Here is a 15,712-nt window from a genome sequence, read left to right on the forward strand (position 1 = left end):
TTCCCGAAGTTATCCCCGTCTTACAGGCAGGTTACCCACGTGTTACTCACCCGTCCGCCGCTAACCTCAGAGAGCAAGCTCTCTTTGGTCCGCTCGACTTGCATGTATTAGGCACGCCGCCAGCGTTCATCCTGAGCCAGGATCAAACTCTCCAATAAAGTGTTTGATATAGCTCTTAAAGTTTAAAAATAAGAAATTGATGGGATTGTAAAATCCCTGACTTACCTGGCTTTTGTTTGGTTTTCAAAGAACATTTTGTCGAATGCCGCTCGTTTTGGCGACTTTCTTAGGATAACATCTTTGGTGTAAGGTGTCAACCTCTTTTTTGTTTGTGTTTGTTCGTGTTTGCCGCGTCGTTTCAGCGACAAGTAGTACTATACCATGATAGCAAGAAAGAGGTCAACACCTTTTCAGAAAAAAGTTTAATTCCTTTATTTATTCATTGTATAGTGGCGGTGAAACAAATGCTTGCCTTTGGTCTGCTGGCGGATTACATCCACAATTCCCTTTTCAATAAGGTGCTCAAGCAGGATTCCAAGATCAATAGAGTAATCTGCAATTTCACGGTGTTCCATCAGTTCAGCGACTGTCCACTCGTATTGTTCTTCGAATATCGTTAATAAGTGGCCCGCGCCTAGCTTCGTTTTGGAGCTGATGGAAAATTCGCTTGCTATTAATAGAAGTTCGATCCGTTTATCAATGGATTCATTTCCGGTAATCAGTTCTTCATATAGTTTGTAGATTTGTGGCTCGATTACCTTTACTTGATTCCAAACTGTAATTTCCGGGTGGAACCCCCGTTCGATAACAGCCAGACGTGCCAGATGATGGAGAGCATGGAGTATATGGTTGAACGAATCAAGGTGCTGTCCGCTGTGAAAAAGCTCTTTTCCATCAGAAAAGCGGCGAAGCAGTTTGGCAAATTCTAGCGTAATCTTTTTGGAGCGTTCAGGAACTGGGAATTTATCAAGTCTGTCTCTCAGTTCAGTGATATATTCGTTTCGGTTAAACAGGACCTTCCCATTAATGACCCAATCGACGACTCGGCGGTTTGAGCCGAGAAGAAGCCATTCATTCAGCCGCTCTTCTGTCACAATATGTAAAGCAGCTATCTTGTCATCAAATTCATAGTGTTTGACACTCCATGGTTTCTCCCCGTGAGTGACAATTATAAATAAGATGCAGTCAAAATTATCCGTTAATGGACTAAATGGTTTGTTCTTTTCAATCAATAGAACTCCAAGTGTGTTTTCGTTACTTGCCCTTTCTTGATAAAGCGGGCGTAACAAGTCTTCCATGCCTTCAACTCCCGTTCTAATTTCGGTCTCCATACATTTCAACGCAGCCGCTGAAAATCCTTTCTTTTTTTTCAAGTCCTTGTATACTGTAATTTAGGAGGGACAACCATGATAAAATATACGAGCAAGATCAATAAAATACGTACGTTTGCTTTAAGTCTTGTTTTTATTGGAATCATTATTATGTATGCCGGCATATTTTTCAGAAGTCACTTCATACTAATGTCATTATTTATGTTAATTGGATTTCTTGCAACCCTCGCAAGTGCCGGAGTTTATTTTTGGATTGGTATGATCTCAACGAATGCTGTTCAGGTTGTATGCCCAAATTGCGGGAAAGTCACCAAAGTATTGGGCCGCGCGGATGCGTGCATGGCATGCAATCAGCCGCTTACGCTTGATAAGGATCTTGAAGGTCTTGAATTTGACGAAAAATATAATTCAAGACGCGCTATGAAAAAGACCGCAAAAAAATAAGCTGATCCAGTCAAGCTGGTTCAGCTTATTTTAATGCTTTTTAGTTTTGCAATCCGGGCAAGTTCCGTAGATCTCCATGCGGTGGTGTCCAACGTCAAACCCCGTTACGGATTCAGCCAGTGTTTCAACCTCATCAAGTCCAGGATAGTGGAAATCCACTATTTTGCCGCATCCCTCGCATATAATGTGGTAATGCTCTGTCGTTACACAATCAAAACGGCTGGAAGCATCTCCGTAGGTCAATTCTTTAACGAGACCTACTTCTTTAAATACCCTAAGGTTATTATAGACCGTCGCAACGCTCATGTTAGGAAATTTACCCTCTAAGGATTTGTATATTTCATCTGCTGTTGGATGTGTCATAGATTGTATCAAGTGTTCCAGAATCGCATGACGCTGAGGAGTAATGCGAACTCCAGACTGTTTTAATGTATCTATTGCTTCATTTATGCGTACTTCAGACATCGTCATGCACCTCACTCTCAAAAGAAATTATTACATTATAATGTTTATAATTAGTGTATCTTGAACTGCCTGCTTTTGTCAATCCATTGGCCTGTATATGTACACTGAACAACAAAAGATCCAGGCCCTTTTTATTATCCGTTCCATTAGAGTTACATTCTTATGATTCCCCAAATGCATATAAAAAGTGCGGGAGAGATTCCCGCACATCGATTGGAAGAGTTATTACTAAATCCTATGCAAATCATGAAACGAAGTATAGTCAGACGCCTTGATGTTTATTTTCTATTTTAGATTCTCAGGATTTAAACCTTCAAGTTCAGGAATAACAAATAGGCCGTCTTTTCTGACTAATACATCATCAAAATACAGTTCACCGCCGCCGTATTCAGGACGCTGGATGAGAACCATATCCCAGTGCACGGAAGAACGGTTTCCATTGTCCGCATCTTCATATGCCTCTCCAGGTGTAAAGTGAATACTGCCGCAAATTTTTTCATCAAAAAGGATGTCGCCCATTGGATGCTGGATCATCGGGTTAACACCGATCGCAAACTCTCCTACAAAGCGTGCCCCATCATCAGTATCAAAGATTTCATTGAGTTTCTCTGAGTTGTCAGCTGTTGCTTCTACAATTTTGCCGTTTTCAAACGTAAGACTGACATTGTTGAATATCGTTCCGCGGTAAGGACACGGTGTATTATAGGTGATTGTCCCATTTACACTGTCCTTGACCGGGGCCGTAAAGACTTCCCCATCCGGGATATTGTTCTCACCTGCACATTTAACAGCCGGGATTCCTTTAATGGAAAACGACAGGTCGGTACCAGGCGATACAATTCTTACCTTGTCCGTACGCTCCATCAATTCTTTTAAAGGCTGCTGTGCCTGCTCCATCTTCTTATAATCCACATTGCAGACATCCAATAGGAAGTTCTCAAACGACTCGAAGCTCATTTTAGCTTTCTGAGCAAGTCCCTTGGTAGGGTAATTCAAAAGCACCCATTTACGTTCATTAATGATGACTTTTTGCACGGGTTTAAAGTACTCACCGCGAAGCTGGAACTTGTCGCCAGGAACTTCAGACAGCTCGGAATCATTCTCTGAACTTGCGATGGAGATATACGCATCCACCTCTTTGACTCTTTTCAAATCCCAGCCCATTGAGGTTTCCAGCTGCTCTGCTTCATAGCCTGTAATTAAGTAACGGCTGATTTCGTCATCATATATATTCACGTACGGATAAGCACCCATCGCGTAAGCTTCTTTAATGAGGGCTTTAATTAATGGCCTGGCAGTTAGAGGTGAAGTGATCAGCACACGCTCTCCTTTTTTTAATTCTACAGAGTGGTGCAGCAGCGTCCTGGCAAGAATGACGACTCTTTCATCTAACATTGTAAACCTCCCCTATTCTATGTATCTTAAAAAAATTCCGACAATTCCATCTTATCATTAAAACCTTCATGTTGCCCATAATTAATCCGGGAGTATATACCTGGTTCATATGCTCATACTATAAGAAAAAATAAAGGGGCTTGTTACAATGAACGTGGATCGAGCAAAACAGATTATTTCTTCGCCTAGCGAAATTGAAGTGATGTATTTTGGTAAGCCAGTATGGATTGAGTCCATTAATTCATCAAGCGGAACAGCTTGGGTGCATCCCAATGAAGAACCTGATCATGACATGGAAGTGCCAGTAAGCGATCTGCTTGAGCATTAATTGCAAAAGGGCCTGCTTTCAAAAAGCAGTGCCCTTTTCTTTATTTCATGTTTTCTTTTATATAAGCCAGAACTTCATCAATATGCTCTTTCACTTTCACTTTTCTATACTCTTTCACAACGTTTCCTTCTTTATCGAGAATGAAAGTTGAGCGCTCAATCCCCATGTACTCTTTTCCGAAGTTCTTCTTTAGTTTCCAAACTCCGAAAAGCTCTGCTGCTTCATGTTCCTCGTCTGCCAAAAGCAGGAACGGCAGGCCGTATTTATCAATAAATTTTTCGTGTCGGGCCATCGGATCTGTACTGACTCCGAGAATCACGGCATCCAAATCCTTAAATTCATCATGCTTGTCCCTGAAATCACAAGCTTGAGTCGTGCATCCAGGGGTCATATCTTTCGGGTAAAAGTACAACACCACATTTTTCCCCTGGAAATCTGATAGCTTTACATCTTCTCCATTACTTGCCGGCAATGTAAAATCCGGTGCTTTTTCTCCTGTGGTTACGGTCAAGGATATCCCTCCTGTTTAACTTCATCTATATAAAGAGGGTAACCAATTCCACGCGTTCCTACAACTTTTTTGATGCCGGTTCCCTGTCGATGACTGAAGACAGTACAAATGCAGCTGGGAGCAAGTAGCCGATCAGTGCTTCTACTATGGACAGCCATCTGCCAGCCCCCAGCGGAGTCAAGTCCCCATATCCTACAGAGAGCATCGTCATCGAGCTGAAATACATGGCATCATCAATTACATGAAAAAAATGGCGATGCCCGATCACCTCCCCGTGCTTCACGAGAACATGAATATCCATGAGAAGCAGCGAGGTATACATGAGCCCGAAACCGAGGATGATGGTGACATAAACGATAACAAGCACGAAAAGGTGGTTTAATGACATGAGCTGATGCTTCATGACCGGGTGTGAAAAAAGGGATTGAAGACTTTTATATACTATAAACCCTGATAATAAAAGCATCGCAAAATAAATCATCTTCCCCCACCGCCTCTGTTAGCAGTGTATGCAGCCCTTTGGACAAATAGGACGGGTATATAATAGGGCTGAACATTAAAAAGAACACAAAAAAAGGCTGGAAAACGATTGTTTTCTTTTTATATGGATTAGTATCTTACAGCATTTGCTGCATTGACACGCCCTTTAGAGAAATACGTTCCTGTACCTGAAATCTTGTCCGCTGTATTTTCGATCGCCGCACGGATTTGAGATGCACTTTTCCCTTGTGAAGCAAGCAATCCGGCTACACCCGCAACAAGAGGAGTCGCCATGGAGGTTCCAGATATCCAAAATAAAAAAGGGGCTGTCCTGAATTGACCTTCAGGCATCCCCTTTTTGCGTAAAAAATCTTCAATGAAAAGTTGATTGTAGTGGAAGGTGCGAGATCCTCGAAAATGAAAATCACATTTTCTTCGTGCGATGCACCGCTGCCGCAGCGTTCCTTGTCCTGCGGGACTAGCGTGACAGGTGAGACTCCCGCAGGCGCTTGCGCCAAAAAGTAGGCGTTCACGCCGGTAAGGCTCACCGCACGCCCCGCGCTCGCGCCGGTAAAAGCGAGCGGCCTGGAACGAAAATCAACGGCTTCCAGACTTCTTGGACAGCCCGGTTTACCGGCTAATTCCCTGCCCCACGATATTTGGTTACACCTATATTCCATAAGAAAACAGAGATAGCGAAGAAAATGACGCCGATCAGCGGTGTGATGAAGGCATAATGGTACCACTCTTCCCTGCCAAGAAAATAAGCTGCCGGATAGACTCCGACGAAAGCAAAAGGAAGAATCCACGTAAGTACATAGCGAATGATCCGATTATAAATATCTACAGGATAACGGCCGTAGTTTCCGATGTTGTACATCATCGGCATAATATCCGTTCTGCTGTCCGACCAGAAACCGATGCTCGCCAGCGTAACAAAGATTCCTGCATACACAAGGGCACCGCCTGCGACCAGAACGAGAAAAATAAATGGATCATACCAATGCAAGCTTAATCCCAGATTGTTTCCAGCATAATACATGATCGCCAGGCCTGTAACGCCCCCGAACAATGACTCAAGCTCCATCCGTTCCAAGATAATCTGAAAAAGACTATGGATCGGCCGGGTCAGAATTCTGTCCATTTCCCCTTTCACGATATAGCGGTCCGTGAAATCCCAGATGTTAAAGAAAGCACCAAAAACCGCAAATGGCACGAGAAAAAAGCCATAGATAAAGACCATCTCATCTTTGCTCCAGCCTTTCAGCAGACTGGTGTGGCCGAATACCACGAGTATGAAAATAAGGTTAACAGCTTGAAAGAGCAGGTCTGAAAATATATCAACGAGCATATCTGCACGGTAGGTCAGCCTTGTTTTTAAATATTGGCCTGCATATTGAAAAAAGATAGAAAGATAGGACATTCCTCATTACCCTCCTTGCACGATGAGCTGACGTTTTGCTGTTGTCCACAGCACCTGGATCGGTATAAAGAGAACGAGGCACCACAGTGCTTGATTCATCAGCCCGTGGATAACTTCACTTCCCTGAAACCCTTCCGTAAAGATCATGCTCGGAATATAACTGATTCCCTGAAACGGCAGATAGCCCATAATACTTTGGGCCCAGCCGGGAAAGAAGCTGATTGGCAGGATTAGCCCCGAGAACAGATCGATTACGACACGCTTTGCCCGGATTAAACCATCATTATTAAATAGGAAGAAGGTTGCAATTCCTGTCAGTAAATTGATTTGAGTATTAATAATGAAGCTTAAAATAATAGATACCAGGAAATACAGCCATGTTGCCGGATGACTAGTAAACTGGATTGGAAAGATAAAATAGACGATGACCATGCCTGGTACCGAGAAAAAGAGAATCCTGAAAATACCTTCTCCCAATCCCTGCATCATCTTCATGCTAATGTAGTTATACGGCCGGATCATCTCGATGGCCACTTTTCCTTCCTTGATCTCAAGCGCTATTTCCCTGTCGATGTTATTAAAGTAGAAGGCCCTTGCCATCCAGGAGACCGCAATGTATGTAGTCATCTGGACAATAGAGAGATGCTGGATTGATGGTTTATCCCCATAGATTGCACTCCACAAAAAGTAATACGCTCCGATATTGATGCTATAGATCAAAATACCGCTGTAATAGTTTGTCCGGTAGGCCAGCATCATCAAGAAGCGGATGCGGATCATTTCTAAATATTTAGCCATTCCGGACTGCTCCTTCTTCGTAAATATTGCGAATAATTTCTTCTGTTGTAATCTCAACAATCTTTAAGTCAGCAATTCTCTTTGCAGCAACAACCCTACCGATGACCGCAGAGATCACTTCCTCATCGTTCTCCACGCTTGCTGTCCAGCTGTTCGCATTGCTGCCTTGCTCCCACACAACAAGGTGTTCCTTCGTCAATTCCTGCAGTTCATTCATAAACACATCCTCAGTGAAAAGGAATTGAATCTGCTTGCCTTCTCCCCAGTTTTCACGGAGCTGGCGAAGGGCTCCATCGTAGATGATCTTCCCTTCATCGAGCATGATGACCCGTTCACATAGCGCCTCTATGTCTGACAGATCATGTGTAGTCAAAAGAATGGTCGTTCCGTATTTTGCATTAATCTCTTTTAAAAATTCACGGATCTTAAGTTTCACCAGCACGTCCAGCCCGATGGTAGGTTCATCCAGGAACAGAAGCGGCGGGTTATGAATAAGCGCTGCCGCAAGTTCACATCTCATACGCTGTCCTAAAGACAGCTTTCGCACCGGTTTATCGAGCAGAGGTTCAATCGCCAGTGTTTGTATTACATCCGTCATGTGAGAGTTATAGAATTCATCCGGAACATTGTAGACTTTCTTCAGCAGCCGGAAGGATTCCTGAACTGCAATATCCCACCATAACTGAGATCTCTGCCCGAACACCACCCCGATGCTGCGTACAAATTTCTCCCTGTCTTTATGGGGGTTCATTCCATTAACCATTACTTGCCCTGAAGTGGGCGTCAGAATGCCTGTCAGCATTTTGATGGTCGTGGACTTACCGGCACCGTTTTCCCCGATATAACCAACCATTTCCCCTTTACGTATCTGCAGAGAGATGTCATCCACTGCTGTCTTGATGGTGTAGTTTCTCGTAAACAGATCACGAAATGCTCCCTTAAGCCCCGAACGGCTGGAATGGGATGTGAATTCTTTACGCAAATCTTTTACATCTATAATATAATCCATTGTGTTTTTCCTCCGAAAACTTTCTTCATGGTGCCAGGCACCCGTTTTTAACCAGCATGAACTAGTTTATCCTAAGTCTCCGCTTACCTCAATCTATTTAGCCTGCTTAAGCGGATCCTCTACAGCATCACCTAAAACATGCTACAATATATGATGGATTTTAATTGTATTGTTTCATTTACCCCGTGGGGAATGTATGGACAGCAAGGAGGAAAATCAATGAATCATCAGCAGTCAGAATTATTATATAAGGAAGCACAAGAACATATTGTCGGTGGAGTGAACAGCCCTTCACGTTCCTTTAAAGCAGTAGGTGGAGGAGCACCAGTATTCATGGAAAGAGCACAAGGAGCCTACTTCTGGGATGTGGACGGAAATCGGTACATCGATTACTTGGCAGCATACGGACCCATCATTACAGGCCACGCCCATCCGCATATCACAAAAGCCATAACGAAGGCTGCGGAAAACGGCGTGTTGTACGGCACACCGACAAGCCTGGAAGTGAGGTTTGCAAAAATGTTGAAAGAGGCTATGCCTGCCATGGAAAAGGTGAGGTTTGTCAACTCAGGCACAGAAGCAGTCATGACAACGATCCGTGTAGCCCGCGCTTACACTGGACGCGACAAGATCATAAAGTTTGCAGGCTGCTATCATGGCCATTCAGATCTCGTACTTGTAGCCGCCGGTTCTGGCCCATCAACACTCGGAACACCTGATTCCGCCGGCGTTCCGAAAAGCATCGCTCAGGAAGTCATCACAGTTCCCTTCAATGATATTGATTCCTACCGTGAGGCGTTAGACCGCTGGGGTGACCAGATTGCTGCGGTTCTCGTTGAACCCATCGTCGGAAACTTCGGTATCGTTGAACCTAAAGAAGGTTTTTTGGAAGCTGTAAATGAGCTGACTCACAAGGCCGGAGCTCTCGTCATCTATGATGAAGTCATCACGGCTTTCCGCTTTATGTATGGCGGTGCACAAGATTTTCTTAACGTAAAACCGGATATGACTGCCCTTGGAAAAATCATCGGCGGAGGTCTGCCGATCGGAGCATACGGCGGCAAGAAAGAAATTATGGAAAAAGTAGCGCCTTTAGGACCCGCTTATCAGGCAGGAACAATGGCCGGAAATCCGGCTTCCATCTCTGCGGGAATCGCATGTCTTGAAGTTCTTCAAGAAGAAGGCGTATATGAAAGAATGGATGAACTGGGCAAACAGCTTGAAGAAGGTATCCTGGGGCATGCAAAGGCCTATGGTGTTCCCATTACGATCAACCGTTTAAAAGGGGCGCTTACCGTCTACTTTACGAATGAGAAAATCGTGAATTATGAACAGGCTGAAAACACCGATGGAGAGCGATTTGGAAAATACTTTAAAGCCATGCTTGCAGAAGGAATCAACCTTGCTCCCTCTAAGTATGAAGCCATGTTTTTAACCACCGCTCATACAGATCAAGACATCGCTGAAACGCTCGAAGCGGTTGAACGTTCGTTTAAGAAAATTACTTCGATGTAAATTTATGAAACAGAGTGCATAAACCACTCTGTTTTTTCACTCCAAAATGTAAGCGCTTTCTTAAACGATTGTGCTCAAAGTACCACCTCAGCCCTCCTTTGATATACATTAGTTTGAATAAAAATAATTGACTGACTATTCAAACGATGATAATATTTAACTATATTGGTCAATTGCTTTAAAACAATACACGGGTAAAGAGATAAAACCATTTCTCGCGATGTGGTTTTTTTATGTCTTATAAGGTATGAAACATAGGGGTAAGGGAGGCTTTCGTAATGAGTAAATCATGGAGTCCTGCTTTGTTTAAGGATTATCGCAAGCAGGAATTTGACAGCTGTGGAATCGTATCGGTGATTGAGAAAGAGAACATTCCGACCAAGAAAAATGTGGATGATGCTATTCATGCTTTGATCACGATGAACCATAGAGCAGGCTTTATTGAAAATGAAGGTGATGGTATCGGTATCAATATCGATATCCCCCGACTTCTTTGGAAGGAAAAGCTTACAAGCAAAGGCTTACCTTCTTCTGCTGTGGATTCTGATCATTTTATTGTCGGCCATTTTTTCATCGACAAAAAGGCGGACAGCCGCTCAGAGATGGAAACGGTTAAACAATGGTTTGAGAAGTATCACCTTGAGCTTATATATGAAACAACAGAGGTTACAAATTCTGCGGCCTTAGGGCCCATCGCTCGCGGTGAAGAACCAGTCTTCTGGCAGGCAGCACTGCTTCCTGTTAAAAATCATGAAGAGCTGGACCGTACGCTTTATAACCTGCTGATTGATATCGAAACGTCCCCGGCAGTCCATGTCGCTTCTTTCAGCAATCACCATGCTGTCTATAAAGTCATGGGTTCAGGCGAAACACTGCCTGCCTATTATGAAGATTTAACAAACCCGCTCATCGCATCAACCATTACTTTAGGCCACAACCGCTATTCTACCAATACATTGTCCACCTTTTTCAGAGTCCAGCCTTTCAGCGTTCTTGGACATAACGGCGAACTGAATACGATCGCCAAACTCCGTGAAGAAGCTGAAATTATTGGTATTCCGGTTACTGATGGCGGAAGTGACTCACAAGATTTAAACAGAGTCATTGAAACATTGATCCTTCGAGAAGGATTCTCCTTGTTCGAAGCGATGGACGTTCTGTTTCCTCCCATCATTCATGAAATCAAGGCCTACCCTTCTCACTTAAAGGATTTGTATACCTATTTAAGGGAAGCCTGGGGACATTTTGCTCAAGGGCCTGCAGGAATCATCTCAAGATTCGGAAACGAAGCGGTTTTTAGTGTAGATGCCCTTGGACTCCGTCCGATCTGGCAGCTCGAAACAGATACTTCCTTCTACTTCTCATCTGAACAAGGAATTCTTTCCAACAATGACTTTACAGCGGAGCCGAAAAGCTTTGCTCCCGGTGAAAAGGTTGGATTGAAACGGGAAGATGACGGCCGCCTTACTTATTACAATCACAATGATTACCAGGAGCAGGTCTTCCAAAAGATGGAGACCAGGATCTGTGTTGACGGTGCCAGGCACCGGTTAGAAACACCTTCCCTGGAGATCGGGCCTTTCCGTGCAGCTCTGAAAAAACATAACGGATGGTATGCCGCCTATGGCTGGGACAGAGAACAGATCCATCAGCTTGAACAGATGGCAGAAAAAGGAGTCGAGCCCATTCAATCGCTCGGCCATGATTCTCCGCTGGCCGCTCTTCATCCTGAACGCCAAAACATTGCTGATTTTATTAAAGAAAGTGTAGCTGTTGTTACCAACCCGGCGATTGACAGAGACAGGGAAACCGAGCATTTTTCTACCCGTACCGTTCTCGGAAAACGGCCTTCCCTCTTTAAAAAAGAAAAAGAACTGAATACGATTGAACTCCTTACACCGCTGCTGGTTGAAGGGATAGATGGGAAAAACCTTTCGGAGCAATTCAACCATCCATCTTATGAGCAAGTAGCAGCCTATTTTGAAGGAAGAAATGAAAAGTATGTTCTTCATTCTGTCATGCTGGAAAGTGAGACCGTGGAAGAAGCACTTTCCCGCCTCTCTGCTGAAGCCGCAACAGCCGCAGAAAATGAAGCTGCGGTGATCATTCTGGATGACAACCAGGCACACAGAAAGCATCTTTGGCTTGATCCTCATCTGGTTCTGTCAGCAGTGGATCAAAGCCTCAGAAAGAAGTTCCTGAGACGCAGCGTTTCATTGATTCTCAGATCTGCTGCCATTCGTTCTCTGCATGATATCATCCTGACAATCGGGCTTGGCGCTGATGCAGTCAGCCCATACCTTCTGTTTGAGACCGTAACCGAGCCTGAGAACCAGCTCCCTGCGGCCAAATTATTTGAAGCATTAAACAAAGGGCTGGAGAAAGTGATTTCCACAATCGGAATCCATGAGTTAAGGGGATACGACCGCCTCTTTTCCAGCATCGGGCTGAGCAGCGAAATTGCCGAAACATTGAATATCGTAAACTTCTTTGGCTCAGAATCGCTTGGATATAATTTTGCTAAACTGAAAGAAGACAGTCTTGCAAGAAAAGAAGTGTTCAGGCAAACTGACGCAAGAGCAAGCAAGAGCTTCCGCTTGTTCCCAAGAATTTGGAAATCGATCGGAGACATCGCCAGCGGTAAATCAGATTACAGAACCTATGCAGATAAATTGGAGGATCAGGAAAAAAGCAATCCTATTGCCATTCGCCATCTGACCGACCTGTCCAGTTCTGAAACACCAGTTGATCCGGCTCATGTCGATATTGGTGTAAAAGATCACAGCCTTCCTTTTGTGATCAGCTCTATGTCTTTCGGTTCACAAAACGAGACCGCATTTCGAGCCTATGCTGAAGCTGCTGATGTGCTGAATATGATCAGCTTAAACGGCGAGGGCGGCGAAATCAAAGACATGATTGGAAAATATCCGAAGACACGCGGACAGCAGATCGCTTCTGGACGCTTTGGGGTTAATATCGAACTGCTAAACTCATCCAATCTATTGGAAATCAAAATCGGCCAGGGAGCTAAACCTGGTGAAGGAGGCCATCTTCCAGGTTCGAAGGTTACCGAGAAAATCGCAGAGGCCCGAAATGCCACAGTCGGATCAGATTTAATTTCGCCTTCCAACAACCATGATATCTACTCCATCGAAGATCTGGCACAGATGATCACCGAATTGAAAACAGCCAACGACCAGGCAAAGGTATCTGTTAAAGTACCTGTCGTCCCTAATATCGGCACCATATCCGTCGGCATTGCTAAAGCGGGGGCAGACATCATTACGCTGAGCGGTTTCGATGGCGGAACCGGAGCTGCGAGGGTGCATGCTCTCCAGCATGTCGGATTGCCTGCCGAGATCGGATTAAAAGCTGCCCATACCGCACTGCTTGAAGCCGGATTGAGGCATAAAGTCGAGCTTTGGGCTGACGGAGGCATCCGCAGTGCTCTTGATGCAGTGAAAATGATGCTGCTAGGCGCAAACAGGATCGGGTTCGGTACCCTTTCCATGGTAGCCATCGGCTGTACGACCTGCCGCGGCTGCCATCTTGATACGTGCCATGTAGGAATAGCCACTCAGATTGATTCCGAGCAAAAAGCGAGAGACCATGGGCTCCGCCGCTTTGTTCCAAGGCAATTTGACCCCGCCGTCCAAGGCCTTGTCAGACTGTTCACTGTGTTTGGCGATGAACTGCGGCAGCTTACGGCTTCTCTTGGTTTTACATCGGCACAGGAACTTGTAGGACGATCAGATCTGTTAGTGCAGAATCGCGGACTCAATCAGCTGGATCTCTCTTCCCTGCTGGAAAAATCGACTGTAGAAGAGATGATCCCATTGCCGCATGTACAGGAATCCCTCCTTGCTGCCGTAACAATGGCGGCCGGTGCGGAATATTTGGATGACGATGTTACCCAGCTCTCTCATTCAAGAGACTTTCAATTTGTAACGGCCGAACAGCGTGTTCTCGGCAGCCGGGTTTCAGGGCACAAGACCCGTTCACAGCGAACCGGAAAACAGCCGGATATCCACCTTCATTTTAAAAACGGATCTATTCCTGGAAACGGGCTTGGGGCCTATACATCAAAAGGCATTAAAATTAAAGTAGAAGGCGGAGCACAGGACGGGCTGGCAAAAACCGCATTCGGCGGGTCCATCACCATCTTGAAATCAAAGGCGAAAAACGGACAGTATTACAATGGTTCTGTAGGTAAAGGATTTGCCTACGGCGCTCAGAAAGGGCTCTTTATGATTCAGGGAAATGCAGATGCAAGAGCCGGAATCCGCCTATCCGGAGCAGATCTTGTCATCGGCGGCAAACTTGCTGCTCCGGTCATTACAGATCGTGGAAATACCGGAGTAAACGCCAACATCAAAGGATTTGCCTTTGAATATATGACCAATGGCAGAGGGCTCGTACTCGGGGATCCAGGCCCATGGATCTGCGCTGGAATGACCGGAGGGGTCGTCTATCTTCGCCTCCAGCCCGAAATGGGTCTGACGTATGAAGTATTGAGAACAAGGATCGCGAAAGGTGCCAAAGTTTCATTGGAGCCCATCGGGTTTAAGGGTGCAGAGGACATTAATGAGCTGCTGACAAAGTATTCATCTGCGCTTGTAAAATCAGAGCAGTTTGAAGAGGCTGCTGAAATCAAGTATCTCAAGGAACATCCGCTTGAACATTTTGTGCAGGTCATTCCTGTAAAAGAGCAGGCTGATCCCGATGTTTCCACGGAATAAATAGCCATAATAGTAGAAAAGATCTCTTTATAGAGATCTTTTTTTAATTCATATTTTTGTTATAAATGAATACTTGATTATTAGTGGGAATCATTGTATAGTTGTCAAGATTATTAACTTACTTATAGAAGGGAACACCAATTCAAGATGAAACTTGGAGCCCGAATGATAAAAACGGGATTAGCCATCACCATGGCCATTTATTTAGCCATGTTTTTTAACCTGAGTACACCTGTCTTTGCTGCAATCGCAGCCACATTTGCGATTCAGCCATCGATCTACAGGTCCTATCAAACCATTATTGAGCAGGCTCAGGGTAATATAATCGGCGCATTCTTTGCCATCGTCTCGGTCCTTTTGCTGGGCAACAGCCCATTTGTCATCGGATTTGTCGTCGTTATTGTCATCGCTGTAAACTTAAAGATGAAGAATGAAAAGACCATTCCCCTTGCCATCGTGACGGTTATAGTCATTATGGAAAGCCAGACACCTAATTTTATATCGTTTGCGATGGGCCGTTTTCTATTGATCATGCTGGGCGTCGTATCAGCTTTTCTTGTCAATTTGATTTTTATGCCGCCAAAACATGAAACAAAACTTTACTTCAGTATCTCTAATCTGACAGACGACATCATCAAATGGATCCGTATGATTATCCGGCATGCCTCTGATTATTCCGCCATCAAAGATGACATGGGGACAATGAAAGAAAACAGCTTTAAAATGGACCAGCTCTATCTCTTATACAAAGAAGACCGCACTTATTTTAAAAACAATCAATTTACCAAAGGCCGTAAGCTTGTACTCTACCGGCAGATGATTTTTACGACTAAAAAATCTCTCGAACTGCTAAGAAGTCTTCACCGCCATGAGAATGAAATGCTCTGCATGCCTGAAGATCTTCAACAGCTGATCACGGAACAGCTCGACTGTCTGACCAATTACCATGAACAGATCCATTTGAAATACACTGGTAAAATCCGTTCACAGCATTCTGTTGGCATGCTTGATGAGCTATGTGAGAATAAAAGTTCTTTAATGCAGTCGTTCATGAGCTATTATACAACTCCCCAAAATGATCAATGGATGCAGCTATTTCCTGTTTTCGCCTTAATAATCGATTACAGTGATCAATTGGAGCATTTGAACCGGCTCGTTGAGAGCTTCAAAAACCATCACACCGATGACAATGAGCTAACAATTAAAGAACAGAAAACAGATTAGAATATTAGTCCGTAAAAAAAGCCTGACATTTTCATGTCAGGCTTCCTCTA

General features: G+C 44.3%; 13 protein-coding genes, 1 rRNA gene and 1 pseudogene. 5 read left to right on the forward strand and 10 right to left on the reverse strand.

Going from position 1 to position 15,712, the window contains the following annotated elements:
• Together M1K46_RS17360 and M1K46_RS17365 are read right to left on the reverse strand one after the other, a co-directional pair.
• A 16S ribosomal RNA gene (locus tag M1K46_RS17360) occupies positions 1-158 on the reverse strand; the annotation flags it as partial.
• Positions 159-431: 273 nt separating this feature from the next.
• A complete protein-coding gene (locus M1K46_RS17365; protein WP_256227005.1) occupies positions 432-1,298 on the reverse strand; it encodes a nucleotidyltransferase-like protein in 867 nt (288 codons plus the stop codon).
• A gap of 108 nt (positions 1,299-1,406) precedes the next feature.
• Here M1K46_RS17365 and M1K46_RS17370 point away from each other — a divergent pair, with 108 nt between their 5' ends.
• Positions 1,407-1,775, forward strand: coding sequence for a YgzB family protein (locus M1K46_RS17370; protein WP_053355640.1), 369 nt, complete (start codon positions 1,407-1,409; stop codon positions 1,773-1,775).
• A 30-nt stretch (positions 1,776-1,805) separates the two neighbouring features.
• Here M1K46_RS17370 and perR read toward each other — a convergent pair whose 3' ends face one another.
• On the reverse strand, positions 1,806-2,240 hold the full coding sequence (gene perR / locus M1K46_RS17375; RefSeq protein WP_053355641.1) for a peroxide-responsive transcriptional repressor PerR: 435 nt from the start codon (positions 2,238-2,240) through the stop codon (positions 1,806-1,808).
• Positions 2,241-2,525: 285 nt separating this feature from the next.
• Entirely contained in the window at positions 2,526-3,635 is a 1,110-nt protein-coding gene (locus tag M1K46_RS17380; RefSeq protein WP_256227006.1) for an aminopeptidase, read from the reverse strand.
• Positions 3,636-3,783: 148 nt separating this feature from the next.
• On the opposite strand from M1K46_RS17380, the gene M1K46_RS17385 reads away from it, so the two are divergent.
• Positions 3,784-3,963, forward strand: coding sequence for an H-type small acid-soluble spore protein (locus M1K46_RS17385; protein ID WP_053355643.1), 180 nt, complete (start codon positions 3,784-3,786; stop codon positions 3,961-3,963).
• Positions 3,964-4,003: 40 nt separating this feature from the next.
• On the opposite strand, the gene bcp is transcribed toward M1K46_RS17385, so the two are convergent.
• The 6 genes and pseudogenes from bcp to M1K46_RS17415 all read right to left on the reverse strand — a co-directional run bounded on the left by bcp (position 4,004) and on the right by M1K46_RS17415 (position 8,184).
• Positions 4,004-4,474, reverse strand: coding sequence for a thioredoxin-dependent thiol peroxidase (gene bcp / locus M1K46_RS17390; protein WP_256227007.1), 471 nt, complete (start codon positions 4,472-4,474; stop codon positions 4,004-4,006).
• 58 nt (positions 4,475-4,532) lie between these two features.
• Positions 4,533-4,955 (reverse strand): potassium channel family protein, encoded by a 423-nt coding sequence (locus tag M1K46_RS17395; RefSeq protein ID WP_062238512.1) that lies wholly within the window; start codon positions 4,953-4,955, stop codon positions 4,533-4,535.
• A 128-nt stretch (positions 4,956-5,083) separates the two neighbouring features.
• Positions 5,084-5,263: pseudogene (locus tag M1K46_RS17400) on the reverse strand (S8 family serine peptidase); the annotation flags it as partial.
• Positions 5,264-5,591: 328 nt separating this feature from the next.
• Positions 5,592-6,377: an ABC transporter permease gene (locus tag M1K46_RS17405; protein WP_053355646.1), complete on the reverse strand. Its 786-nt coding sequence runs from the start codon at positions 6,375-6,377 to the stop codon at positions 5,592-5,594.
• Positions 6,378-6,383: 6 nt separating this feature from the next.
• A complete protein-coding gene (locus tag M1K46_RS17410; protein WP_053355647.1) occupies positions 6,384-7,175 on the reverse strand; it encodes an ABC transporter permease in 792 nt (263 codons plus the stop codon).
• Positions 7,168-8,184, reverse strand: coding sequence for an ABC transporter ATP-binding protein (locus M1K46_RS17415; protein WP_256227008.1), 1,017 nt, complete (start codon positions 8,182-8,184; stop codon positions 7,168-7,170). The genes M1K46_RS17410 and M1K46_RS17415 overlap by 8 nt, the downstream gene beginning before the upstream one ends.
• 219 nt (positions 8,185-8,403) lie before the next feature.
• On the opposite strand from M1K46_RS17415, the gene M1K46_RS17420 reads away from it, so the two are divergent.
• The 3 genes from M1K46_RS17420 (at position 8,404) to M1K46_RS17430 (ending at position 15,662) form a co-directional block, all read left to right on the forward strand.
• Positions 8,404-9,699 carry a glutamate-1-semialdehyde 2,1-aminomutase gene (locus M1K46_RS17420; protein ID WP_256227009.1) on the forward strand — a complete coding sequence of 432 codons (1,296 nt, stop codon included), beginning with the start codon at positions 8,404-8,406 and terminating at the stop codon, positions 9,697-9,699.
• A 278-nt stretch (positions 9,700-9,977) separates the two neighbouring features.
• Positions 9,978-14,438 (forward strand): glutamate synthase-related protein, encoded by a 4,461-nt coding sequence (locus M1K46_RS17425; protein ID WP_256227011.1) that lies wholly within the window; start codon positions 9,978-9,980, stop codon positions 14,436-14,438.
• Between the two features lie 147 nt (positions 14,439-14,585).
• Positions 14,586-15,662, forward strand: a complete 1,077-nt coding sequence (locus tag M1K46_RS17430; RefSeq protein WP_256227012.1) for an FUSC family protein — start codon at positions 14,586-14,588, stop codon at positions 15,660-15,662.
• Positions 15,663-15,712 lie beyond the last annotated feature (50 nt).

The organism is Fictibacillus sp. WQ 8-8 (assembly GCF_024494405.1).
In the GTDB taxonomy this organism is placed as follows: Bacteria; Bacillota; Bacilli; order Bacillales; family Fictibacillaceae; genus Fictibacillus_C; species Fictibacillus_C marinisediminis.